The organism is Candidatus Thiodiazotropha endolucinida (assembly GCF_001715975.1).
GTDB classification, from domain to species: Bacteria; Pseudomonadota; Gammaproteobacteria; order Chromatiales; family Chromatiaceae; genus Thiodiazotropha; species Thiodiazotropha endolucinida.
Map to the genome: position 1 here is coordinate 41067 of NZ_MARB01000009.1, position 24615 is coordinate 65681.

The 24615-nt window shown below is 56.5% G+C and carries 23 protein-coding genes and 1 pseudogene; 6 read left to right on the forward strand and 18 right to left on the reverse strand.

The features are described 5' to 3' along the window. The first annotated feature begins 8 nt into the window (after positions 1–8). Together CODIS_RS09110 and CODIS_RS09115 are read left to right on the forward strand one after the other, a co-directional pair. Positions 9–2276: a hypothetical protein gene (locus CODIS_RS09110; RefSeq protein ID WP_069124261.1), complete on the forward strand. Its 2268-nt coding sequence runs from the start codon at positions 9–11 to the stop codon at positions 2274–2276. Positions 2277–2509: 233 nt separating this feature from the next. Further along, positions 2510–2716: a hypothetical protein gene (locus CODIS_RS09115; protein WP_154723068.1), complete on the forward strand. Its 207-nt coding sequence runs from the start codon at positions 2510–2512 to the stop codon at positions 2714–2716. Between the two features lie 12 nt (positions 2717–2728). Here CODIS_RS09115 and CODIS_RS09120 read toward each other — a convergent pair whose 3' ends face one another. Genes CODIS_RS09120 through CODIS_RS09140 form a run of 5 tightly spaced genes read right to left on the reverse strand, consistent with a single transcriptional unit; the run spans position 2729 to position 7520 of the window. Further along, entirely contained in the window at positions 2729–4294 is a 1566-nt protein-coding gene (locus CODIS_RS09120) for a conjugal transfer protein TraG N-terminal domain-containing protein (protein WP_069124267.1), read from the reverse strand. Beyond that, entirely contained in the window at positions 4291–4668 is a 378-nt protein-coding gene (locus tag CODIS_RS09125) for a hypothetical protein (protein ID WP_154723069.1), read from the reverse strand. Before CODIS_RS09125 ends, CODIS_RS09120 begins: the two co-directional genes overlap by 4 nt. Next, positions 4658–6019 carry an integrating conjugative element protein gene (locus CODIS_RS09130; RefSeq protein WP_069124271.1) on the reverse strand — a complete coding sequence of 454 codons (1362 nt, stop codon included), beginning with the start codon at positions 6017–6019 and terminating at the stop codon, positions 4658–4660. Before CODIS_RS09130 ends, CODIS_RS09125 begins: the two co-directional genes overlap by 11 nt. Then, on the reverse strand, positions 6019–7038 hold the full coding sequence (locus CODIS_RS09135; protein WP_069124274.1) for a TIGR03756 family integrating conjugative element protein: 1020 nt from the start codon (positions 7036–7038) through the stop codon (positions 6019–6021). Before CODIS_RS09135 ends, CODIS_RS09130 begins: the two co-directional genes overlap by 1 nt. Further along, positions 7035–7520 carry a TIGR03757 family integrating conjugative element protein gene (locus CODIS_RS09140; protein WP_083220656.1) on the reverse strand — a complete coding sequence of 162 codons (486 nt, stop codon included), beginning with the start codon at positions 7518–7520 and terminating at the stop codon, positions 7035–7037. Before CODIS_RS09140 ends, CODIS_RS09135 begins: the two co-directional genes overlap by 4 nt. 614 nt (positions 7521–8134) lie before the next feature. Between CODIS_RS09140 and CODIS_RS21720 the strand changes: the two are divergent. The 3 genes and pseudogenes from CODIS_RS21720 to CODIS_RS09150 all read left to right on the forward strand — a co-directional run. Next, positions 8135–8317: pseudogene (locus CODIS_RS21720) on the forward strand (AAA family ATPase); the annotation flags it as partial. Positions 8318–8544: 227 nt separating this feature from the next. Beyond that, positions 8545–10374 (forward strand): ATP-dependent nuclease, encoded by a 1830-nt coding sequence (locus CODIS_RS09145; protein ID WP_235615174.1) that lies wholly within the window; start codon positions 8545–8547, stop codon positions 10372–10374. After that, on the forward strand, positions 10364–12250 hold the full coding sequence (locus CODIS_RS09150; protein ID WP_069124277.1) for a UvrD-helicase domain-containing protein: 1887 nt from the start codon (positions 10364–10366) through the stop codon (positions 12248–12250). Before CODIS_RS09145 ends, CODIS_RS09150 begins: the two co-directional genes overlap by 11 nt. A 315-nt stretch (positions 12251–12565) precedes the next feature. Here the strand turns inward: CODIS_RS09150 and CODIS_RS09155 are convergent, their stop codons facing one another. Genes CODIS_RS09155 through CODIS_RS09195 form a run of 9 tightly spaced genes read right to left on the reverse strand, consistent with a single transcriptional unit; the run spans position 12566 to position 19892 of the window. After that, positions 12566–15292: a conjugative transfer ATPase gene (locus CODIS_RS09155; RefSeq protein WP_069124279.1), complete on the reverse strand. Its 2727-nt coding sequence runs from the start codon at positions 15290–15292 to the stop codon at positions 12566–12568. A 5-nt stretch (positions 15293–15297) separates the two neighbouring features. Further along, positions 15298–15720 (reverse strand): TIGR03751 family conjugal transfer lipoprotein, encoded by a 423-nt coding sequence (locus CODIS_RS09160; RefSeq protein ID WP_069124282.1) that lies wholly within the window; start codon positions 15718–15720, stop codon positions 15298–15300. Then, the gene (locus tag CODIS_RS09165; RefSeq protein ID WP_069124290.1) at positions 15677–17086 is read right to left on the reverse strand and encodes a TIGR03752 family integrating conjugative element protein; all 1410 of its coding nucleotides are present in this window, start codon (positions 17084–17086) and stop codon (positions 15677–15679) included. Before CODIS_RS09165 ends, CODIS_RS09160 begins: the two co-directional genes overlap by 44 nt. A gap of 8 nt (positions 17087–17094) precedes the next feature. Beyond that, the gene (locus CODIS_RS09170; RefSeq protein WP_069124292.1) at positions 17095–17892 is read right to left on the reverse strand and encodes a TIGR03749 family integrating conjugative element protein; all 798 of its coding nucleotides are present in this window, start codon (positions 17890–17892) and stop codon (positions 17095–17097) included. A gap of 12 nt (positions 17893–17904) precedes the next feature. Next, the gene (locus CODIS_RS09175) at positions 17905–18558 is read right to left on the reverse strand and encodes a PFL_4703 family integrating conjugative element protein (RefSeq protein WP_069124295.1); all 654 of its coding nucleotides are present in this window, start codon (positions 18556–18558) and stop codon (positions 17905–17907) included. Beyond that, on the reverse strand, positions 18530–18910 hold the full coding sequence (locus CODIS_RS09180; protein WP_029133457.1) for a TIGR03750 family conjugal transfer protein: 381 nt from the start codon (positions 18908–18910) through the stop codon (positions 18530–18532). Before CODIS_RS09180 ends, CODIS_RS09175 begins: the two co-directional genes overlap by 29 nt. A 3-nt stretch (positions 18911–18913) precedes the next feature. Beyond that, the gene (locus CODIS_RS09185) at positions 18914–19336 is read right to left on the reverse strand and encodes a TIGR03745 family integrating conjugative element membrane protein (RefSeq protein ID WP_235615175.1); all 423 of its coding nucleotides are present in this window, start codon (positions 19334–19336) and stop codon (positions 18914–18916) included. 13 nt (positions 19337–19349) lie between these two features. Further along, positions 19350–19580, reverse strand: a complete 231-nt coding sequence (locus CODIS_RS09190; protein ID WP_031432075.1) for a TIGR03758 family integrating conjugative element protein — start codon at positions 19578–19580, stop codon at positions 19350–19352. 9 nt (positions 19581–19589) lie between these two features. Continuing rightward, complete coding sequence (locus tag CODIS_RS09195) at positions 19590–19892, reverse strand: integrative conjugative element protein, RAQPRD family (protein WP_036300880.1); 303 nt, start codon at positions 19890–19892, stop codon at positions 19590–19592. A 178-nt stretch (positions 19893–20070) separates the two neighbouring features. On the opposite strand from CODIS_RS09195, the gene CODIS_RS09200 reads away from it, so the two are divergent. Further along, on the forward strand, positions 20071–20676 hold the full coding sequence (locus CODIS_RS09200) for a hypothetical protein (protein WP_069124306.1): 606 nt from the start codon (positions 20071–20073) through the stop codon (positions 20674–20676). 23 nt (positions 20677–20699) lie between these two features. On the opposite strand, the gene CODIS_RS09205 is transcribed toward CODIS_RS09200, so the two are convergent. Genes CODIS_RS09205 through CODIS_RS09220 form a run of 4 tightly spaced genes read right to left on the reverse strand, consistent with a single transcriptional unit; the run spans position 20700 to position 24612 of the window. After that, positions 20700–21434, reverse strand: a complete 735-nt coding sequence (locus CODIS_RS09205) for a TIGR03747 family integrating conjugative element membrane protein (protein ID WP_069124308.1) — start codon at positions 21432–21434, stop codon at positions 20700–20702. Beyond that, positions 21427–23526, reverse strand: coding sequence for a type IV conjugative transfer system coupling protein TraD (traD, locus tag CODIS_RS09210; protein ID WP_201259021.1), 2100 nt, complete (start codon positions 23524–23526; stop codon positions 21427–21429). Before traD ends, CODIS_RS09205 begins: the two co-directional genes overlap by 8 nt. After that, positions 23523–24059, reverse strand: coding sequence for an integrating conjugative element protein (locus CODIS_RS09215; RefSeq protein WP_235615176.1), 537 nt, complete (start codon positions 24057–24059; stop codon positions 23523–23525). Before CODIS_RS09215 ends, traD begins: the two co-directional genes overlap by 4 nt. Before the next feature lie 4 nt (positions 24060–24063). Continuing rightward, positions 24064–24612, reverse strand: a complete 549-nt coding sequence (locus tag CODIS_RS09220; protein ID WP_235615177.1) for a lytic transglycosylase domain-containing protein — start codon at positions 24610–24612, stop codon at positions 24064–24066. Positions 24613–24615: the final 3 nt, after the last annotated feature.

Below are 24615 nucleotides of genomic sequence, written 5' to 3' on the forward strand. Positions count from 1 at the left end.
AATTACCCATGTCCGTAACTGATTCCATCAAGTCTGCCATCACTCGTGGAAAGAAAGCTTTTTTACGACGAGTCGCGGCACTATGGCAGTACATGTACAGAGCGCAGTATCGGATCGGGGGCTGGAAATATCGCTACGGCGGTTTAGCATTCGCTTCAGTCCTGGCTCTTTTTACAGCCACAAGCTTCTACTGGTCGCCGGAACTACAGAAAATTCTTGAGGCCCGCTACTCGACAGAACAATCGATCGAGGGGCTGCGCAGTCTGATTCAAAATATCGGCACCGCCCTGATAGGTGCCGCAGCTATTGTTACATCCCTTGTACTGTTTGCCATGCAGGTAAACATCGAACGCATGCCTCATGGATTATTTCGCCGTCTGAGTGCGGATAGGAGGTTGCTCAGTGCATTTGCGTTGACATTCTTATTGGCAATCGGCACTGCAACATTATCAACGTTTACAGAACAGAGTCTGTTAGCCCCCATCGTGCTTTCAGCTTGCTGGGCTATCATCTTCATAATTGTTCTATTCCTGTACGCCTACCGGCGAGCCCTGGTCCTCATTAATCCATTGCAACAGCTGGGCATACTCATTAATGACACCCGAAGGGAATTTCGGATCTGGCAACGACGGGCGAAGCGCGCAATGCCCCTTCTTGAGCAAGAAGAAAACGCTGACGTCACACCGTCTCCCATGGACTCCACTCACGACTTGGCACGAACTACATTCTTTCAAATAAACAATCGCTGGACCGATGGCGCAAAGCGCGCAGTTCAACACGCCATGTCATTCGCACGACGCTACGCAGAACAGGGAGATCACGAGGTTTCTGGAGCTTCACTGAACGCCGTCATTGGTATCAACGCAGCATATATTAATACCAAGGGAAAGACCTTCTACGCCAACAATCCGTTTATAGATAACCCTCTGGCAAGCGACGGCTTTATTAACGACACACTCGAACACCTGCGGAAAAACATACAAAGCGGGATCGCACGCCGGGATGAGCAACAAATCGAGCAGACACTACAAGCAATGGCTGCTCTTGTTCAGGTCTATCTGGGCATCGATTACTCAAGCCCATATTCCTCGAAAAGCCACGCGCACCTTGCTGCTGGTTACCTCGCAGGCGCGATTGAGTCCGTGGTTCCCCATAATATGGCGGATGTTTTGCTGGAGGGGCAACGGCTCATGGGAAAATCCGCTCAATACCTGCTTGCCAATGGTAATCCAGAAGACATTGCCACACTTAGCGAAAAGATCGCCATGATTGCTTGCACTGGTTGTGCGAGAGAGGACTATCGACCTGTAACAATGGAAGGCATGACGCAGCTTGCCGATCTGACCTTCGCTCTTCTCCGCTCCAGGAATCACGACATCAATTTCGCGGTTGGGGAAGTCCGCCAAGATGTTGCTTTGGTTGTGAAGTTGTTTCTGAAAGTCCCCGACACACCTTTATCGAGCAGCCACAGCACATATCTGGGTCCCTACTACTCTTCGACAAGCCTGCAAAGCTTACGGTCACGTCTGACGACACTGGTGAACGCAATCTTAGAAGCCGACTCGGATAATGAAGACGCACAGACGGTTACTCGCAATATCGAGCAGTGGGCAGATGGTATTTACCAAACAGAAAAGGAGCTGCTTCTCGAAGCCATAAAGGCGAAGTCTCACTTCACATTCGACATCATCCATTGGATTGCGGGTATAACCGAAATCTTGTTGGCGGTGTCAAATGCCGCGGTATGTGACGATCACACCCGAGATGAACTACAGAAGCATGCTCGGTGGTTGATCGCCACCCTGACCTGGATTCCCGATGACAAGGAGACAGTGACATTCATTGAGAATTTTCAAATGACGGAGACCTTGTTTGAGGCGGCGATTAACGCACACAACCGGGGTTGTGATGAGATCGCCAAGGAAATTGGAGAGATTCTGTTGTCCTGGACGTTCAAGGGTGGGAGATACCAAACTGGATGGGGCACCCTCGATCGAGGGCTTTGCGGTGCAGCTGTAATCGCATTGATGGGTGGTGACGGATGGACTACCGAGCTCATGACCTCAGTCGAAGCAAAGTTATCTGAGGAGTCCGCTCCCGAGCAGGACATCCGTGGTCGCGCCGCAGGAGAGATCCGGGAACGCGCCGCTAGGCTGTACAGAGATGGACACTGGTCTTCTCGCATAGAAATGGGAATAGCTCATGCCGATCACGAAGAGCTGCGTCCCTTGCTAGAGGAAATTGCTCAAAGTTTATCGCCTGTAAGTGCTCACTAGGCATTGTCTTTGTCCATACTCTCACACAAAGAAACACTCAAAAACGAAATCCTTGGCTATAACCGCGATGATGTTATTGCCACAAGAAGGCTTGAGGAATGGCTGAGAAATAATTTCATTTAAAATTTATTATTCACAGCATCACGGTACTCGGTTTGCTCGCCGCCGTAATGCACAAGTTCTATAATTAGGAGCTACAGGATGAATTTAGAAGATAGCAAATGGAGCAACCGATGAAACATATAAAAAGGATATTTTCGCTTATTAAGTCCGGTGGTGTCTTTTTAGGAACGATCGTGGGCGTGCTCGCCTCCTCACAGGACGAAGGCGAATCAAAGGAACGCCAGCTTCACGACTCAGATCTCATTGGCGATTACAATCACCGCACCGGACGCCTGGACGCCGGGAATGATCCTTACGGCTGGTACGACGAAGACTAACTTTCAGTGTAACTAGCGGCGGATTCCTCGACTCACCGCAGCCTTCCCTATCGCACCGCCTTGTCGACCAGCATCCTCTCCCGCGCGAGCCAGCGGTGCGGTCGCATTGTTGATTGATCGACCAACCTGTACTCCCGCCCACGCCATCATCCCGCTCCAGAGCAACGGTAAACCCAGATAGAGGCTGGTCGTGATCATGTTGAGCAGCATGCGCTTGATGTCATGCTCGCCGGGATTTGCGAACATCTGCAGGAAGACATTCACATCCGGGTACATGGACAGGATGAGGTTCTGATCCACCCACAGCGCCAGGTACCAGAGCACGCTCCAGAACTTGACGGTAAAGATAGCCATGGCGCCGATGACCATCATGGAGATGGAATAGCGCGACAGCACCACGATCATGGGCAGCAAGGCGTAGATGCCGAGCAGGAGCACGGCCTGCACCATCGGGAGGGCCTGCAGGACCGCGGTCATGGTGACCGAGAACAGCGCCGATGCAGCCACCACGCCGCCCGATGCCAGGCCGCCTTTGGCGACATTCTCTACCGTGCTGAGCAACCCGGTACTACCGGAATTGTGGGCCACGAGGTCGTTGTTCGACCACGATGGCGGGGAATTCGCCAGAACGGTCTTGGCCACTGCATCATTTTGCTGTTCACTGGCCAGGGCCGGTGCGATGGCAACCACCAGACCTGAAAATCCGGCCGAGGTAGCATCGGCCTCGTTAATCAACTTTTCACGCAGGCCAGCCGAGGCGTCCTCCCACCACTGCTTGCAGTAAGGCCTGCCCCAGGTGGGTGGAGCCACAGGATCATATTCGGTATCACGGGCAGCATTGTAGGCCCAGCCGCTGACCTGCGTGGTGGCGCGCAGGGTGTCATAGTAGCCCGGCGTATTACGATAGACTTGCGATCCCATCCAGTCCGGATCATCGGGGCCATAGGTTGTCAGCAGGGTATCAACTGCGGCGGTGGCGGGCCGTTCTGCCTGGTAATTCGACCGGGCCGGGATGTAGCACTGGCTGAAGAAATCACTGACTTCCTGTCGCAGGCGCGGGTCAGCAATGGTTGCGAGCCGCGCCTGTTGCTCATAGGTACGCATATCCGAAGCACTTGGGAGGCCTTCGACTACCGCGTGATTGAATCCGGAGGTCATCGAAAGCACCGCATACCACCACACCGGGATATTCACCGTCGCCGGCGAACCAGTGAAGCCGGTTGAACCGTAGGTGCTCTGGGGTGCGGCCACAGTCGCCGTTGAAGGCGTCGGGTCGATTAGTGTCGGGGGCGGCGTGTAGTTGAGTGAAGCCGCATTCAGTGGCGTCAACGCGGCCGGTTGGCCGGCCAAAACAACCACCAGTAACGCAATGAAGAGTTCCAGCTCCATGCGCCGCAACGACAACCCGGTGACGGTACCGAACTCCCCGCCTTGCGCCGGTTCCCGCCAGTTGTCGATCAGGATGCCAAGGAACGGCAGGAACACGATACCGGTGCCGACCAGCACATCCCACAAAATGCCGTAGAAGGTCCAGCCGAACAGTGTCGTGAAGAGTTCGAGATAGCTGTCGACGGTCATGCCCCACTCCCCTGCAACACAGCCAGTACCTGACCGAGCAGGTTCTGTCCCAACACCAGTTCGATCACGACCAGCCAGGTCACGATACGCCAGCGTACAGCGAGCAAGTTCCCGGCCTGTGTCTCATCCAGACGTCCCCAACGTTCAAGGGCGTTCACGATCCATGGCCAGCCCATCGCCAACAGGGCAATCAGCGAGACCCGGATGCCAGTCAGGAGTGGCTTCAAGGCATCGATCCTTGTCTGCACAGCGACTACAGAGGATGTCTCGACCGAATGCCAGAGGATGCCACCCGCCCCCAGCGCCAGACCAAACGCCAGCAGGGTCAGCAATAAGAACCAGCGCCGACGCAAGGCAAATCCGTTATTGGACACGGCCATTACTCAGCGGACGCGGATCGATGGTGGGGACTTCTGGCGTTTTCAGGGACGACTGTCGACGGGCCGCGGCGCGTTGAAGCAAAGTCGCAATCGTGTCAGAGACCACCTCCTTGCGCACGCGGGTCTCGAACAACAGGTTCTCGATCTCCTTGTCCAGCTCGGCGATGGACTTGTCCGCGTGCTCGCGGGCCACCTCGGTGGCATAAACCTCCGGCACCTGGCGGCCGGAAAGCAGCAAACGGCGGGCATACAGCGCCTTCTCCACCGTGCGTGCCGTACTGATCTCGGAAACCAGCCGGCCCATGATGAGGCTCTGCTCTGAGGCCGGCATCTCTCGGATCGCCTCGATGACCTGGCGGGTGATGGCCACGCCGGGGGCAGTAATATTGTCCAGGTTGGCCAGTGTCGGTGGCGTAGTGCCACTGACCAGGTTCTGAATTTCCGTCGTTACGGTAGTCGCTTCCTGATTGAGCTTTGGCAGCAGTCCGGTACCGGGGATACTGTCTTTGCGGCAGGTATCACAGGTGGTGACGATATTTTCACCGACCACATCGACGACCCAGTTACGCGCCTCGGTAGGCGTTGTCCAGATCTCAGTCAGGCGGGTGGCCGATGCGGGAGGCACCGGGCCTGCCGTCGTGATCGGACGATTCATATTGATGTTGAACCCTGCCTTGACGATGTCGCCGGTAAATTCCAGCACCGGCTGCCCGGAGCCCCCGGCCTGCCCGCCGATCCAGGGCACACCATTGTCCCCGTTAGAGGTCTCGACGGCATCCTTGGCGGTTACCGCATCATTACCGCCAACGCCCATCTGGAGCTTCCAGTCATTGCCTTTGGAGAGCGTGATGAGATCGGCATAGGGATTTTTGCCCTGTGCGATCTCGGCCTCCATCTGCTCGCAGGACTTCGTCGCCAGTTGCATAGTTTCTTCTGCCTGCAGCAGTGCGTTCTGGAACATGTCGTAGAGGCCGGGATTGGCGCGCTGCAGGATCAGCGCGGGGAGTGCGGCAATCGCGGCACTGGCCGCGGCCGTCATCGCGTTCATCATGTTGTCGATGCCGGCGCCGATGTCATTCAGCGTATTGGTCACGGCAGCCACGGGATCGAACTTACCGCAGCTGTAGCCCAGTCCCAATTGCGCAGAACCACCCAGGGTAACGGATACGACAGAAGGATTGGCAGGCGCCGATACCGGCTCTGCCCCACCGATTTCGTAATACCAGAAGCTGTCTTCCGTCGGTCCCTTGGTTATAGCATGCGCACTATTCGAACTGAGGAGTCCAATCAGCAGCCAGGTGATAGCGTGTCGGTGACAGAATGTGTGTAGAGAGTTCGTTTTCATCAGGGATAAGCAATCCAGTCAATATCAAACAGAAACCACTGGCCGCGGCGCTCACAGCACTTGTAGGGCCGCCATAGATTCCAGACATAGTCACCCTCGCTATCAACACGGCCGCCACCCCAGCCGGTCAGACTGGCAAGATCATTGGTGCCAAAGACGTTGCAGCTCGATTCAGACAGCGGCAATAACATCTGCCAGGTACCGGTGCTGCGATCCTTCTCCATCAAAGGCCCCGGTGACCAAACCTTCATGGAACCCGATGAGCCGGTCACTGGTACATAGACGTGTGGTTGTCCCGTGCGCGTGACGATGTCACCGGCTCGCTGGGCATTGAGGGCTGCCGCCTTGGGCTCTTCCGCCTGAGTCGTCCAGCCGGTACGCGGATAGACACCACCCCAGGTCTGCAAGGGCCAGGTGCCCAGCTCGCGCAGGCCGGGGAGCAGGCTGGCGGGATAGAAGATCTCCGGGATCTCCTGCCGCCACGACAGGGCATCGAGGCCGGACTGGAAATAGGGAAAGAAAGAAGTGGTCTCTGAAGGGCACAACAAACCGGTACCGGCAACGATACCCGTCAGCGAGCTCAGCGGGTGGCCAATCGCGTCAGTTTCACGGTAAATCAGATTCTTGTGGTCACGCTCCGAGGTTCCTTCCGTGCGATTGCCTGCACTGTCGATCGGCACCGGCAGCAAGGCACCCAACAGACCCGTGGCCGCCGTCTTCTGCGCCAAACCCAGCGTCGCGCGGATTTCGGTCCACGGATTTCCACCCAACTCGTTGTAAGTGCTGACCACCAGATCCGGGTTGTAATGCCCCACCTTGATCGAAGTGCGTACGCTGCAACCGGTCCAGGAACAGCGCAACCAGAAACAGGTGCCAATCGGCATCCACCGCATGCAGGAAAATGCCGCCGTTGTCGTCTGGGCAACAATCTGTGGTGTGGTCGTTGTACCGGAGAATCCGGCAACCGGCACCCATAACGCAATGGCCAGGCAGAATGATAGGCATCTCTGGCGGATCATCGCTTACCTTCCCGTCGCCATGCCCGGTAATGCGTGATTGCGGTCTGCACATCCGTTACACCATAGACGACTGCCTGGCCATCGAAGACGATGGCTGGATAGCGATCCACGCCATACTGCATCGCCTTCGCCAAACCCATCGCGGCGCGCTGTATCCGCGTACGATCTTCCTGACGCAGTTGCTGGAAACGTTGCTGAACGAGTCGTTTGGATTGCTCGGGATCGGCCGGAAGGCCTTCGGACAGCTTCGCCTCTGTACTCCGCAGACCATCCAGTTCATAGACATGGAATTCTTTTTCCCCACGAAGTGCCCGCCTGCTGATACCCGCCTCACCGGCTATAGGCGAGTCAGTCGTGGTGAATACCTCTACAAGGTGCGGATGCGGCTCTACCAATTGACCCGCTTGTACAACACTAGCGAAAAAGGCCAATACAATCCGTACCGGCACAACAAAGCGTATTGAGCGTGAATTCCTGATCATGTACACAAATGACCCACTGACAGAGTGATGGGCAATCGTGGATCATGAGCCAGCCCTAGGAAACAGAAAACTCGATCAATATGCGGCGTAGTTTTTACCCGACGGATTCACCCCAGAAAGATAGTCATACTGGGTTTTCATTAGGCGTGAACGATGGAAAAATCCCTTAAAAGACGCCTATCGACTCCACCTGATTGCTCTAAAGCGGGCGTAATGATGAACGCTTTAGTAGAATTGTCGTATCAAAAGCACCGTAACGATGGATCAATTGATTCGCTGCTTTTGTCCTTCGGCAGGAAAGCTGTCATTCAGAATCGCGCGGAAAACTGGATAGCGAATACTTGTGAAGTGCCAGCGGAGCAGACATCCAATCTTTGAATACATGGTAGGATTTACTAATTTGGCAATAACGCACCCGACAAATACATTCCGAATTGGCCAACAAAAACAGCGACTTGCGAATATTTATATGTCGGCTGCGAATCTGCCGGATTAGTAGCTGCAGAAACAATGTTCGAACCGTCTGCATGATTCGATTAGGAGAACCGGTTATATGATTGCCTGTTGGAAAGAAGAGCATTCGCTTGCACTAGCCGCTTTCCGGAGAACGCTGGATGAGAATTGCCTTTGTTGAGATACAGAACTTCAGGAAGCTGAAAGCATGCCGCGTCGAGTTCGCTGAGGAGGAAACAATCTTCGTCGGTGCCAACAACAGTGGCAAGACATCCGCAATGGATGCTCTGATCCTGTTTCTCAAACACAGCCGACGAAAATCCTTTGCGACTACGGACTTCACCCTTTCAAACTGGTCGTCTCTTGACGAGTTCGGAGCGCAGTGGGTTGCTGCTGCCGAAGATGATGAACCAGACCTTGCCGTTGACGCCCTGCTGCATTTGCTGCCAACCATTGAGTCTGGCTCACAGCAGAAGAGAAGGACCTTCACCGTCTCTCTCATCTTCTCCCTACGCTCGATTGGACGCCGGCAGAACTATTGGGAGTCAGACTTGTATTTGCGCCCAAGAACATGGAGCAACTCTACAAGGATTTCCGCAGTGCCTACAAATCGGCGCGCGCCGCTGAGTCCGCCTCCAAAAAGGCAGACTCGCCGCTGTCTTTATGGCCAAGCTCCATGCGGGACTTCCTAGACAGGCAGCTGCACAGACAGTTCGAAGTCCAGTCCTACATTCTCGATCCCGCGCAGTGCCAAGCTCCTGAAAAGGGTGCCGCCAAGCCTCAGCCGCTTCCTGCTGACAGCGATCCGCTCAAGAAGGATCCCTTCGAAGGGCTCATCAAGATTGACGTGATCACTGCCCAGAGAGGCTTTTCCGATCCGAAGACGGAGGATGACTCACACAGTGGCTTCGCCAGCTTGTCGACCCAGCTGCGCCGCTACTTCTCCAAGCACTTGAATCCGTCGGAAGCCCCGGATGCAAGCGATATCGAGGCACTGGAAGCCATCGAAGCGGCAAAAACGGTATTCAACGAGAAACTGAAGACGAGTTTTGAGCCTGCCGTGGGGGAACTTGAGGGGCTCAACTACCCGGGATTCAGTGACCCACGGATCTCGATAACAAGCAAGATCGACCCGCGCGACAGCCTTGACCATGAGACTGCGGTGCAATTCGACCTGCCGGGAGCGGATTCATTGTCTCTGCCCGAGAAATACAACGGGCTTGGATACCAGAATCTCATCTCGATGGTATTCAACCTGATCCGGTTCAGAGACGAGTGGATGCGGGTTGGTAAAGCTGCCAAGGAGCAGGACACCAAGGATGCTGCTATAGAACCCCTGCACGTTGTTCTGGTCGAAGAACCCGAAGCTCATCTTCATGCGCAAGTTCAGCAGGTATTCATCAAGAAGGCCTACAAAGTGCTCCGCAGCCACACTTCACTCGCGGACTCCTCCTTCAATACGCAGATGATCGTCAGCACCCACTCGTCAAACATTGCCCATGAGCTGGACTTCTCTTGTCTGCGCTACTTCCGCCGGGAACCGGCCACGAAGAAGGGAGAGACTCCCACGGCAACGGTCATCAATCTTTCTCATACGTTCGGCGGCCACGACGAGACCTCAAGGTTTGCCACGCGCTATCTCCGAACAACCCATTGCGATTTGTTCTTCGCCGATGCGGCCATTCTCGTGGAGGGCTCCGCTGAACGTATGCTGATGCCCCATTTCGTCCGGACGAAGTTCCCCAAGCTGGATCAAAGCTATCTTTCGCTTCTTGAGATTGGCGGCGCCCATGCCCATCGGTTGAAGCCGCTATTGGATACTCTCGGGCTTTTGTCTCTTGTCGTCACTGATCTCGACTCGATTCAACCGACGGGTACCGCCAAGGCGCGCCCGGAGCGCGGGAAGGGCTATCGCACAGGAAACACCACGCTCAAGGAATGGGTGCCCGAGAGGGAGCCACTTGATGATTTACTTGATTTGCCGGACGACGAGAAACAGACCTCAGATGGCCTTGTGAGGGTCGCATACCAATGCCCAATCACCCTGGAATACAAGGATGGTGAGGGTGAAGGCGAGGCAATCCCGTATACATTCGAGGATTCATTGGCCTTCACGAACCTCGCGCTGTTTAGGGGCTGCGCAGACCCAGTCGGTCTATTGAAGAAGCTCCAAGCCGCCCTCGGGAAGGACACTCTCGAACATGCCAGCAGCGATATGTTCGCGAGCTTGGAGAAGGGCAGCAAAGCTGAGATGGCCTTGGAGCTGCTCTACCTGAACGAACCAGACCAGGTGGAGCCGCCAGCCTACATCTCCGATGGACTCAAGTGGCTTGAGGGAGCCCTCGATGCGAGAAAGGTCGATGCCATCAAGAGTGAAGCAGATGAGGTGAATGATGACTGAGGCAGTTACTCAAGGGGATGAACTCCGGGAGACAATGTCAGCATGCCTCGACCTAGAGAAGCCTAGGAGCTTCTTCCTCTATGCTGGTGCCGGAACGGGGAAGACAAGGGCAGTAGTCGAAGCGATGAACATCTTCCGTAGCCGCTATGGCACGCAGTTCAGGCAGTCGGGGCAGAAAGTTGCTGTGATAACCTACACCAATGCAGCATGTGACGAGATTCGGCGCAGGATTGACTTCGATCCCATCTTTGCCGTGTCCACGATCCATAGTTTTGCCTGGGAGCAAATCTGCACATATCACAAAGATATCTCCGCGTGGCTTCGTGTGCGTCTGGCTGCTGATATAGCCGAGCTGGAGGAGAGGCAAACGAAAGGGAGGGCTGGAACGAAGGCCGCCGTTGAGCGGAAAGTACAGATAGAGTCGAAGCATAACCGGCTTCAGCACCTCGATGCCATCAAGCAGTTCACCTACAATCCAAATGGTGAGAACATCGGCAAGAACTCCCTGAACCATGCTGAGGTGATCGCCCTATCAGCGGCGTTCCTCGCCGACAAGCCGCTCATGCGGCAAGTACTGATTCGGAAGCACCCCGTCCTCCTCATCGACGAAAGCCAGGATACACAAAAAGACCTGATTGATGCCGTTTTCGCTCTCCAGGCGAAGCATCCCGACAAGTTCTGTCTTGCTCTGTTCGGTGACACAATGCAGCGCATCTACGCGGACGGGAAAGTAGACTTGGAGCAGGCCGTCCCGGCAGATTGGGAGAAGCCCGCCCTTGTCGTCAACCACAGGTGTCCTAAGCGCATTGTGACCCTTCTTAACCAGATCAGGTCGGAGGCGGACGGCGCACAACAGGAACCAAGGGAAGACGCTCAAGAAGGGGTTCTGCGGCTGTTTCTTGTCAACGATGTTGATGATGTAGACAAACTGAAAGCCGAAGCAGAAGCGGCCCAGGTAATGGCGGAGACTGCTTCCGATGACGATTGGATGAATCAAGAGACGATCAAGGTGCTCACTCTTGAGCACCACATGGCTGCGCGCCGAGGAGGTTTTGCGGGCTTCTTTGAGCCGCTCTACAGGATAGACAGGTTCAGGACTGGTCTGCTGGATGGGACTCTGAGCGGGGTTGCATTCTTCGCACGACAGGTGCTCCCGCTGGTTGAGGCCCTGCGATCCGAAGACAGGTTCGGGGTGGCTCAGGTCGTGAAGGAATACTCCCCTCTCGTGTCTGCTGACAGGCTGAGTGCAAACGAGGCCTCATTGGAGGAAATCCGTAAGGCCGGGGAGTCTGTGGAGTCCATATTCTCCCTGTGGGACGACGGCACGGATCCCGTCCTGTTGGATGTTCTCAAGACAATCGCTCACGAAGGCCTGTTCGGTATCCCCGATGTCTTCGCGCCGATCCTGTCAGATACTGATGCGGAGGAAGAAGAGGCAGAGCCTGTTCCTGAGGACGCAGAAGATGACGGGAATCCCGCAATTGATGCCTGGCGGGAGGCGCTTTCTGTGCCGTTTAGTCAGCTGCGTGCGTATGTGGAGTATATCTCTGACAGATCACCTTTCGGAACACATCAGGGCATCAAGGGCTTACAGTTTCCACGGGTAATGGTTATCTTGGATGACAACGAAGCCCGCGGTTTCATGTTTAGTTATGACAAGTTGCTTGGGGCGAAAGCACTGACAGCAACTGATGAGAAGAACCAACTTGAAGGGAAGGATACATCCGTCGACAGAACTCGCCGTCTCTTCTACGTGACTTGCAGCAGGGCTGAGAAGAGCCTCGCTGTCGTTGCGTACACAAAGGAAGCCGACAAAATGGCCAAGCACATGTCCGATCTTGACTGGTTTGAGAACGACGAGATTGTCCGCTTGTGATCAAGACAATACTCTTGAATGTGATTCGTGGTCTATTTCCAACAATAGCACGCAGCGGACGGCGTTGACGCTTAGCGTTAACGGCCGCTTAAGGTTGACACCAGCCTGTATGGCGATTTGAAAATCCAGGCTCAAGAACGGCGGCTTTGTCGCAACTGCAGCCGGTAAAAACCTCAGTGTTGATTATGAACTCAGGGTCGTGATGTGAGAACAGAAGTAGTCTGTCAATGACAGGTATAGCGGAGTACGACAAGGGGCGGGCAAAACAAAGCATGGATGGAACCGCCCATCCTCTGCCCATTATCTGTAGCGACTCTACGCATGTCGATTTGCTGCAATCCGTTCGGCAATGACATGCACCGCCTCGAGTTCGCTGCAGTTGCGCTCCCGCATAATCGCGCCACGCTCTGCCTTTTCGTGTTTCTCGGTCATGGCAAGCGCAAGTGATAGCGGCGGCGGGACATTTCGAAATAGCGCTTCCATATTGTCTGAGAGCACTACACCTTCGACATACTTGCCCGGCTCCTTGCGAGCCGACAGCAACAGGCTGCGCTGCACGTCGGTCAAATCCTTGAAGCGGGCGATTTGTTCAACCTCCTCTTTGGGCATCACCAGGCACAGCCACCACTCCATCATGTTGAGCATCTTGCGACTGGCATCCGGGAAGTCTTCCAGATTCTGGGTGGCAATCCAGAACCAGGCGCCGAGCTTGCGCCACATCTTGGTGATCTTGACGACGTAACGGGCCAGCAGCGGATTGGTGGTAATGATGTGTCCTTCATCGGTCACCACCAGTGTTGGCCTTGCGTCGTGTTGGTGGCGCTCTACCAGATCGTTGATATGGCTCATCATGGAGATGTAGGCAACGGTGAGCTGATCTTCGTAGCCTTCCCGGGCCAGTATTCCCATCTCCAGAATCGTGATGTCTGCCTCGGGCCAGGGGGTACCCGGGCGGTTAAAAAAGTGTCCGGCGAGACCTGAACAGAACAGCGCCATGCCGTCACCCATCTCGATAGCCCGGTTGCGCCGGTGGTCCGGCAGGCTTTCATCGTGACCGATACTCTGGAGTGCAGCGACAACATCCTGGGTGAGCACCTGATCGCGGCCGGTCTCCTTGACGGTTTTAGCCGCCAGAAAAATCGCATTACGGATCAACAGCCGGTCGGCCCGGGTCATGCGCGCATCCTCGCGTTCGTCACCCCCGGTGATCATGATGCGGGCAGCGATCTCCATTTCGCCGAGCACGTCACGGCCGGTACCCTCCTCATCCATCTCGTCGTCATCTTCCAGCGCATCCGGATCATCGCGCAATGGCTGTTGACGTTCTTTCTGTAGTACCCGCAATGCATCGGCGAACGGCGGCAAACTGACATCGGTATTCGGATTCAGGGTAACCTGATTGACGGCCAGACCATGGGCCTGAAACTGCTGACCCAGCAATGAGAAGGAACCGCCGGCCTCGATGATAAAGATGCGCGGTCGGTACATGGCGGCCATCTGTTGCAGCAGATAGACCAGCATTGCCGACTTGCCGGCGCCGGTGGGACCGAGGATCAGCATGTGTGCGTTCTTCTTGCGGTCAGCCCGATGCAGAGGATCGAACACGAGGGGTTCGGCTCCCCGGTTGAAGAACACCAGGCCCGGGTGGCCGGTACCTTTGGACCGGCCGTACAGGGGTAGCAGATTCGCCGTGTGACTGGAGAACACCAGTCGTGATCGGCGACTGGATTTCTCCAAAGCGGCATCGTAGGCCATGGGCAGATTGCGGATATAGCTGTCGAGTGCCAGCAGATCGGCTTCATGCAGAATCGGTTGCAGCCCGTTGGGCAACAACAACGCGTTCAACTGATTGACGTTGGCGCGCAGGGTCTTCATATCGTTCCCACGCACATAGAACGCAATGCCCAGCGGATAGAGCTTGTTACCGCGCGCCATCTCCCGCTCCACGGCCTCGGCGTCTTCCTTGGTGAGCTCGGCCTCCGCGGAATCTCCCACTGCGGCCCGTTTGACCTGGGCGATGTGGTTACGCGTGAAGTCCTGAGGCTTGGCCGTCAGGGTCAGCACCATCACGGTGTATTCGGGGAATCGGTCAAACAGTGAGAAGACATGATCGCCGGCCTGGCGCTCTGCGGTCATGTGACCGACTTCGGGCGCCCGGCGCAGTCCCTGGATGGTCACCAACGTATGAGGTAGGTCATCGAACCACCAGGTCGCCGAGGCATTGTCCGAGCGAGGCATCGTCAGCATCAGGCGCTCGGCAAGATCATGCCCAAACGGCAGGTCTTCATCCCCCGGATAGGGGGCAATCTCAAGCAACTTATCGGGATCACCACCCGTAATTTCAGGCCTTGGGTTGAACCATTTCAGCAACCATTCGTAGAGGTCCCGACCCGTACCACGGCGTACCCGAATCCCGGCCGAGGCCAGTGAGGCCACCCACTTGGTGGCCACATCGTTCAGGGATTCCTCGATTTCCACGGCGGAAGGCACCCGGCCATTGGGTTTCAGACGACGGTATAACGTGGCCCGCACACGCCTGACCTGGCCTCGCCACTGAGTACCGGTCACCGCGGTATCTTCAAAGAGACCACCGGGACGGGTAATCCGGGCGAGATGCTCCGACAATGTTTGCTGGAAGTGGCGTGTATAGTCTGACTCCCGCACGCCGGTCTGGGCATAGTCCGCGATCTCCTTCTCGAACCCCTGAAGACTCGGATCGTCCTGGACGTACACCTGCAAGATCCACGGTGCGTCGTCTTCTTCAGGAATGGCATCGGTCAGCGCGGTCTGGATCGCATCGCGCAACTGGGTCATGAATGCAGGTGTACGTGCCTCGGTACCGGCTGGGATCAGTTCGAACATAGCGCCGACACTGATCCCGTCTTCCAGCAGAAAGGTTCGGCTTGCCGGGTTGTATTCCATCCACGGCAAGAATTCGGTAAATGACGGCGGGCGTTCATACAGCTGCTTGATCTGGTTCGTCGTGACAGGCAAGTCTTCGCTTGTCCCTTCTCGCTTTGAGGGCGTAGGGGCTGATTTCATGAAACTCACTGGTGGACACCACCCTGCTGACTACGGACTTCACCGGGTAGCGCATATTCCACCTGTTCATACATCGGGAAGGCGGTCGTATAGCCAGGCACCGGTGCGCCGGCATCACCGGCCAGGTGCGGAAAGATGTACATCACCAGCGTCGGATTAGGGAGGCGAGGAAACAGCACATCGATCTCGTTGAAAGCATCTCGTGTATAACCATGCAGCGCCGCTTCACCCGAGACGATGGACCGGCTGCCCAACTCACCACGAATGACCTGAGGATTGTCGGCATTCATCTCATGCACGTGGCCCTCATAAATAGCCTTCATCGAAGGGCCATCCTGGGGTAGTACGGTGTCCTTGGTGCTGGCGCAACCGGCCAGCACCAGGCTAATCAAGCCGAGTGCGGCGATAGGGGTCGAGGTCGGTTTCATGGGTCAGTTTCCTGCCAGTGGCATCGAAATCAATAGGGAGTTCCCGGTCAACATGGATGGCAATGCGGATGCCGGCCGGGACGAAGACGGCATCGAAGCTCTGGGACTGGCGCTCCAGCAGCCACTTCGACACTTCCTCACTGCCGCCGGAAATGGTCTTGCCCAACACGAAGCGACCGGTATCGCCGCTGACGCTACTGGTGACACTGCCCGCATTGCTCACCACCGATGTTGTCTCGGCATTGGCCGCCGCTTCCGCCGCAGCCTGGATGGCCATCACACCGATCCGTTGGCTAAGAAAGGCCGGCGCGTTGGTCTTGCGTTCACCGGTGATGCAGGGCATGCCCTGTTCGTCGGAGATCCAGCCCAGCGGCTTCTCTGCGCCACCTCCCTGATTGCCTCGGTCATCACCGGAAATGGTTCGGATGGTGCCATCCTCGAAAACGAAGGTGACCGAATCGAGGCGACCGGTCACACATGAAAGCGTCCAGTCTCCAACAGCAGTCCCGCTCCACACCATGCCTTGAACGCCCGGCACTGTAAGACCATTGGCGGCCAGATTATCCGCGCCGGTGATGACCTTGAACGGCATCGGATCACGGACCTGCCCTTGCACCGGTACCCGGCCGACCAGGGCCGTCATGGCTGTTGAACCGATCAGGGTGGCGTTACGGGGAACCGTATAAACGGGATGGACGGTGCTGAGTTCCTGAGTCAGTGCCTGTTTAATTTTTGGAGTCTTTTCAGTCGCCGATGTCAACGCACTTCCGGTCGACTGACCTACCCTCTGCAGCAGACTGTTTCCATTGGCCTCTAACGCAGCATCGTCGACACTATCCAGCGGTTCGACCCAGATCAGGCTGTCGGAAGTTGCAGCCCCCTCTCCGACGTCATCGAGGCCCAGACCCACCGGGATGTCACTGCCACTTTGGTTGGGGTAACGCTGGGAAAGAGACTGAGACAGCGCATCCACACGTGCCGTCAGGGAAGAAAGCACACCGGCATCTATCCGGTCGCGTGACTCCCGGTCTTTTTCATGGGAGAGCAGCTCACGCTTGACCCGGGTTGTGACGTTCTCCTCGATCTGGTGACGATTGGCGAGCAGATCGCGGTTCTCTTTGCGCAGCTGGTCATTGTCCTTGCGTAAAGCCTGTACTTCCGTGGTCATAGAGGCGACATTGGCCGTCAGCGTCTTGATGGTATCGGCAGGACTGTCCGCATCCGGCGCAGGCGCCTGGGGCACGCTCTCCAGAACGAGTGCATCTTCAGGTTCCTGCGAACAGGATTTCAGGGTGACGAATACCAGCATCAGCACAACGGCGCCGGCAAGCAGGGGTAAGAGTCGGTTGGAGGTTGCAATTGCCATGGTGAGCCCTAGTGCGAAACGCCGAATGGCCGGGCGGAGATCAGATAAACAGCCGTGGTATCCGCCTCATCGCCTTTGGGAAATAGACGGTGGTGCTGAAAGGTTGCCGTCAGCCAGGTGCCGCGAAGGTTGCGAGGGTCCAGTGTTAGCGCCTGTTCGGTACGGTTGGTGAGCTTGACCGCTGTGATATAGAGACCCTTGGCGCGCCATGCCACCAGCGGGACCCCTTCGACGACGGCACCATGGTACAGATCGACAGGATCACGGCTGACCGGCACCCGAACAATACCGGGCTGATCTTTGACCAGGCGAGCCTGGGCATAGAGCTGTTGGACGGCGAAGCGGGTCAGCTGAATAAAATCAGGCCGATCCTGTTCCGGCTCATGCACGCCCGTCGCCTGATCTTTCTCACTGCCCTGTTCACCGGTCACATAGATTTGAATCGGATGGTCCGACCCACCGTCTTCAGTGGCTGTGACATCGAACAGATAGATACGTCCACTATCGAGTTCACGCACCATGAGCCGGTTGGACCCAAAGGACGTATGCGCCAACAGGTAGACCATCCCGTTGACACTCTGCGTGCGCAGCACACCCTGAACGGAGGCCGGCACACCCACCTTTACTGCGGCGGGAAATTCAATCCGCTGTTCCTGACCAACTACAAGTTCCAATCGGATCGGTGCTTTCTTCCACTCGATCCGCTCAAGCGTTTCCGTCTCGGCATGCACGAGCGACTGCATCAAAAGCAGCGTCACGCCCAGCCAGGTAGCCATTACGGAATGGTTCGATGGTTTTTTTTGCATGGGTTGCTCCTGTTATTGTTCTTCCCCGGCATCGTCACCGAGTTCGGATTCTTCCAGCCGACGCGGCCCGTCACTCGCAAAGCCGTCCAGCGCCAGACCCCAGGGATTGGCCTCTGGATCGACCGCAAGACTGACCACCCGTAAGGGATAGCGAATGGCGGTTTTCTTCACCGTCATGCCTTTCACCGACTCGAACAGATCGAGATCCAGCCAGACCACCCAAATGCCTGGCGCGAGCACATCGACGCGACGTTCCTCGTAACCATGTCCGGCAATCTCATGCACACCTCGCACCCGGTAGGCCAGCTCACCCTTACGGCCTTTCTGTTCCAGATCGGCCATGAGCTCCGTCCGATATCGCGGCGTCACATACGGAGAGATGCGGAAGATGGCCTTGCCATAGTCCTTGGCTCCATCGTCGGGCCAACGGTTAAGCTGCTGGAAGATGTAAAAGGCAAACGCATACACATTGGCCGCCGGCACTTCGTCGACCGAGAGCGTCGCCCCGGAGCGCAGATCGGGAGGGACATGCACCGTCAACTGCTTCGGCGCTTGACTCCAGCCAAACCGGAGAACCAGGATCACGACGAACTGGAGGCCGATCACCACCCATAGTGAGCGCAGGTGCGCGCGAACGTTATCGATCTCGGTGCGGTAACGTCGCATACCGTGTTCTCCCGATATCCCAGGCGCCACTGCGCCGAATGAACGGCGAGCTGCGCAAACCATGGTCCGACAACCAGATGGCAATCTGTTGCTGGTAATAGCCATCCGGTCGGCCACGTTTCAGGCGTTGAAACAGCCCCGCCATAACGATGACTGTTCCCACGACACCGACACCGGCCATGCCGAACCCCATGGTGACCGCGCCCAACAAACCCGCCAGGAGGAGGCTAACGGGTAACCAGATGAGCGCGGCCACACCCACGATGATGCCCAGTTCGGACGACGAGCAGCCCTTGAAGATCGCCGGCTCTACATTGAGCCGGTCGGCCAGAATGTCGTCTCGATCCGACATCGGTTAGATGACGCCCGCGGCTTCGGTGAGCAGGTAGCTGGCAAAGATCAGTACGATCGCACCGACGATGCCGAGCACGCCCACTTCGGCCCATTCGGCCTTGCCCTGGCGCGCCTCGTTGAACTTGGCGAAGCCGAGATAGGCAATCCACAGGAAGCCCAGCACAGCTATCGCCAGACCCAGCACCAGACCACCATCCTTGATGTAACCCGAAATGAGCCCAATCCAGTCACCGGCTGCGGGTGCGGTACTGGGTGCCACCGGGGTCGGCAACGCTGCCAATACCGACTGGCCTGCCGTAACTGCGAGCAACCCAGCTGCGGTTACCACCTTTTTTACTGCTTTCTTCATCATTACTTTCTCTCCGAGGTAACGGGGTTGCCCCCTTTTATAAATACCGGGGAACTCCCCGAACCCCTGCGACAATGGCCAACGGCCGCTACCGCAGATAAAAACCCAACACCATGAGCACGATGCTGGCGCGCAGTGCCGACCAGACCACATCGAACAAAACGACCTGCCCGTTCTGCCAGGCACGGAAGGTGCCCAGCGAGACCCAAATAACCCAGACGAAGGCCAGCACCAGCACGACCGATGCGATGCCGGTCAGCAACGTGGCCGGTGTAAAACCGGAGCCAGCTTGAAATGCCGTGTTCTGTGCTGCCGTCATGACCTGACATCACCGACGGTAATCGCCACGCAGGGGCGGGAAAGTCCGGGGCTCCGAACGTGGTGCATCGATGTGCTCCTGGATCCCGAGTCGAATCCGATCAAGATCCTGGCGCAGCCACTCATACTGGAAACGTACACGGGCATCCGGATTGGCTTGCGAAGCCGCTTCCGTGATCAGGGGATCGATTGCCTGTAGTTCGTGGATAATCCGGGCGAGTGCCGCCCGCTCACCGTCTGCGTCAGCAATGGCAAACTGAACCGGCAATACAGCCGCCAACAGTCCTGAGACCAGCAGTTTGGTAATTTGCATGGATGTCCTCCCCGTGTTGCGCATGACGCGCATGGTGGGGGATTCGGGGAGGACTAGATATGGAAAATCAATTCAGAAAGGCGTGGGGTTTTCTATGCTTCGTCGAGACTTGAATAACCGTCTGCTTTAATATTCACGGTATATTCGTAGTTATCTAGATACTTGGGAGAACTCGCCAATGAGTACCATTGGAATTCTTGCCTATGGTTCACTAATCGAAGATCCAGGCAAGGAAATTAAGCCAATAATCCGGGAGCGGAAAGAAGGAATCACAACACCATTTTCCATCGAATTTGCTCGTTCGAGTTCTACCCGCGATGGTGCTCCTACCGTTGTTCCTGTCGAAAGTGGCGGCAATCCAGTCAATGCCACGATTCTCGTACTGGAATCAGGCATTAGTCACGACAAAGCAGAAGATCTTTTGTGGCGGCGGGAGACAAGAAAAGAGTGCTCCGACAAGCACTACACAAGACCATCCGTACCAACTCCGAACAAAGTAATCGTGGAACGTCTAGGGGATTTTGCAGAGATCGACATTGTCATCTACACCAAACTTGGTGAAAACATCACAAATCTTTGCGCTGAGAAACTGGCTGATCTCGCCATCAATAGCGCAAAGGCAAGGGCTGGACGAGATGGGAAAGACGGAATCAGCTACCTTATTTCTGTAAAGAGACAAGGTATCTCGACTCCACTTATGCCAGACTATGAAAAGGCAGTGCTTCAAAAAACCGGCGCCTCAACCCTCGAAGACGCATTGTCCTGGTGTCGTAGAAACCCTTAACCATAAATTCTTCAGACTTCTGTTCAAAGGTACTTCTTAAACGTACTCGCTGTAACTGCCACCGTCAGCGCGAACAGCGTTGCAAACGGCAAGATGACAAAGGTCGGATGCAGACTAAAAGGCAAGGCGAGATAGGTCACCCAGGTTAAGACAACCAATGGTAGTGCCGCCTTCTTCGCATAGTGGTAGACGAAGGAACTCTCCCTCCCCCCGCCCCACCTCCGCAGATCTCGCTGCACCAGCCCATCGACGAGCGCGACCAGGCTAAACAGTAAAAATATCGGCATCGCTAGGGTCAAAATCGCAAGGCGCACTGAGAACACCTGGGTCACCTGCATCATGGCCAGTACGTACTCTGCCATGGGTTTATAGACCTTATGCAACATCGCCCTGACGCCCTGCTCATACTTCCGCGGAGGAAGTGACACCCATTGGATGAAATCCACAAACCGCGTCACCTCGAAAAGGTAGTGGTAGGAATTATCGGCGAACCGTTTGGCGAATCGTGCCGGATCGGAAGTCACAACACTGCGACGAAAATCATTGTCGAGATAGCTGATTTCCTTAACCAGCATGGTGCGGCTGTGATCGACTCCTTCATCCGGCCACCAAAGCACCATGCCTGCCCACTCCACGATGATCGAGAACAGCAGCGAAAACAATAACCACAGGATGACCTTCGCGACAGCCGATAAGGTCTTCGAAAACAGCCCTTGCTGAATCACACGGCGACGAGGATCTGCGACAGCCTCAGCCATCGGAGGCCTCCACTTCTACTTCGGGCTCGCTGACGTCCGGCGCGGCTCCCCACCACGGTTCCTGCACGCGGTACCAGTGATCGTTGGTGATGTAGGTACGCTCCATCTCATTGGTTATCTCGGTGAGCGTCTCAGGCATATCCGAGTCCGTTGCGGGCAACGGCATGCGAATCTTCCATAGCTGGCCACCTTCCAGGAGGGCAAAGGCCTGCCCCTTGGGTAGGGTTATCAACTCGGCCGGTGTGAGCAACGGGACTTCTGAAACACTGATTCGATCTTCGTTGCGGGAGCTGAAATCGATCCCGGAACCCGGCTCCGAGGAATCGTTGACACCGGAAACGCTCATCAGGGTGAACACCTCAACCTTGGGTAGCTGGTCGGTGAGCATCTCGGCCGTAGCCAGCTCTTTCACCCTCAGCATGATCATTGTGTTGAAGTTACCGGCGACCTGCCCTGCTTTTGCACGATTGCCGATGCGCGCTTCGACATCCGACCAGGTCTGGGTGTAGGCCGTGACCTGAAAGCCAGCCCCACCGGCCTTGTTCAGTAGGGGGACAAACTCATCACCGATCAGTTCGTTGAACTCATCGGCATGCATGGATATGGTGGGCGGGGTGTCGATGGATTCTCCGTCCACGCCATGCTTGTAAATGTGTCCGGCGACCGACACCAGATCAGCGAACATGGAATTGCCTACCGCACTGGCCACGGTGGTATCAGTCAGGGCGTCCAAACCGACGTAGACGATCCCCTTGCGTCGGATGACTTCCATCCACTCGAAGATCGGACGCGTATCGTTCTTATCCAGATAATCCGGCGAGATCAGTTCGGCGATATTCCCCGTGGTCAGCTTCTCCATCAGCGGGCCGACGGAGCTGACAATCTTGTCGAAGTAGGTCTTGTCGTACTTGAAGGCAGACACCAGCCCATCGAGGACTGGATCGTAGAGGTCCTGCGCCTGCAGGTGCCGCATCAGCGCAATAGCTTCTTTACTGCGCCCCCTTAGAGCTGCCGGCAGGTTTCGTTCCGAGATCTTGCTCGACAGCTCCTCGACCTGTTCCTTCCAATCCTCGGCGCCGTGTGTATCCAGATGCGCCTCGGCATACTCCGTGAACAGAGGTTCAATATCATTGATGTAGCGTCGGACCTGCTGATAGTCCGGACGGCGGTTTAGCGCCACCAGTGCACGGGCAATGATGTTGACGAATCGCCAGGCGAACTCCTTAAAGGCCGCCGAATTTCCTTCACTAGGCAACTGGTTGGCGATACGGGTAGCAACCTCGGTGATACGCGAGAAGTTGCCGATGGCGTTGTAGCGAGCCGAGACCTGGGGAAATCCCAGATGGAACATATAGAAGTCTTTGGTCCGTCCGGCCCGTTTGGCCTCGGCATACACACGCCGCAACAAACCCGCATCCCCCTTGGGATCGAAGACGATCACCACGTCACCGCGGCGGATGTCCTGGGTGATAAGGATCTCGGCCAGCCGGGTCTTACCGACGCGAGTGGTCCCTAACACCAGGGTATGCCCCACCCGCTCGCCGATGTCCATCCACACATCCTGCTCGTCAGGCTCAACAGCGTGTAGGGCCGGTTTGCCACCGACGGCCGGCAGCGGCGACAGCGGGTTCCACCAGGCCCGGACCCGAAACAGCCGCGCCAACAAACTCAGAATCGGGACCGCTTCCCAGGCGACCTCCTTGCGGCGCGCCCATTGATACAGGGTACCCGGCTGGACGTAACGCTGGACCTCTGGCCGGATGGTATCGCGCAATCGCTGCGTGTGTTTCTGGGTCCAGCGAAAGCCCCGTCCTAAAAAGAGCTTGCGGCGGCTGAGGGGGATCTTGCGGGATCGCACCTTATAGATGGGCAGCCGGCGCATGTTGCGCTGGTAGCGCAGCACCCGCCAGGCTTGTTGACCCCGAATCAGGCCGATCAGTCCGAGTACGGCGCCAGCGCCATAGGCAACACCCGGCGGCATCATCAGCGCCCAAGGAGCCAGAATAGCGATCCCTGCCGTCGCAAAGGCCACCAATGTCGACCACAGCTCGACCGGGGGCCGCAGCAGGGCCTCGATGGGATGCGTGCTCACTGTTCGATGCCATGCGGCGAGATCAGCACCGGATAGTGCGAAACGCTCAGTGCCTTCGCGATGTCGGAGCCTGACGCTGGCAGGATAGACAGGCCGTCAGCCAGTCTGGCAATCGTTCGCAAATCATCCATCGTCTCGGCCTGCACCAGCATCCCGACCGCACCGATCTCCTTGAGCCGGTCGCGGTGTGCCTGCAACCATTGAAGGGATCGCGCATCGGAACCGATCAAAAAGAAAGGTCGCGTGAACGGCCGGTCATGCGCACGAGCCAGAACCGGTCCCGGTGTCAGGCCGGTTGATTGAATCGGCAACCAGGCTTTGGGATCGGCTGCACCGAGTGATGATTTTATCGGGATCGGGATCGGGTTTTGCTTCGGCATGCCTTCTGTCGATTCGAAGACATCAAGGAACGGCGCGATGGACTGAGTATGACCGCTGTCATGGATCACAGTCAGCTCGGCCCGGGCCATGACAGGCACCAGCAGGCAACCAAGGACCATGACCTTCCGGCAATAAAGACTGAATCGACCCATCGTGTTATCCCACCTTTACGATGCGCTGCCAGTGGGAGACAACACGGCGACGGTACCGGTCGGCCCGATGGGAATCGGTCGGCGAGTGATAACAGCCAACACTGCCCCACCAGTCCTGTCGCGTGACATAACAGCCCTGCAGAATCCCTGCTCCGACACGCAGGTTATGATAGGGATCGAGCGCCTGCCACGGTGTCCCGAGCCGATCCTGGTGATAACGCCAGTTGACCTGCATCAGGCCGATATCGATGGAACGCTTCCCCTCCTTCAGATATGCCGTCAATGCCTGCCAGGCCGCTTGCCGGGAATTGAAGAAGTAACCCCGCCCGGCCACGTTCAATGTCCAGGGCCATGGCCGGAGGGTACCCGTCCGTCCCGTCTGCTTACCGCTTTCAGTGAGCGCCACCGCAAACAAAACGCTCTGGGGTATTCCATGCTCTGCCGCAATCATGCGATAACCCGCTGGCACGGATTCATTCGCCCAGCTCATCGAAGGAAGCGTCAGGACGGTAAATACGATCAGCCAGCCGAAAACTCGCATTAACGCCACCATGGG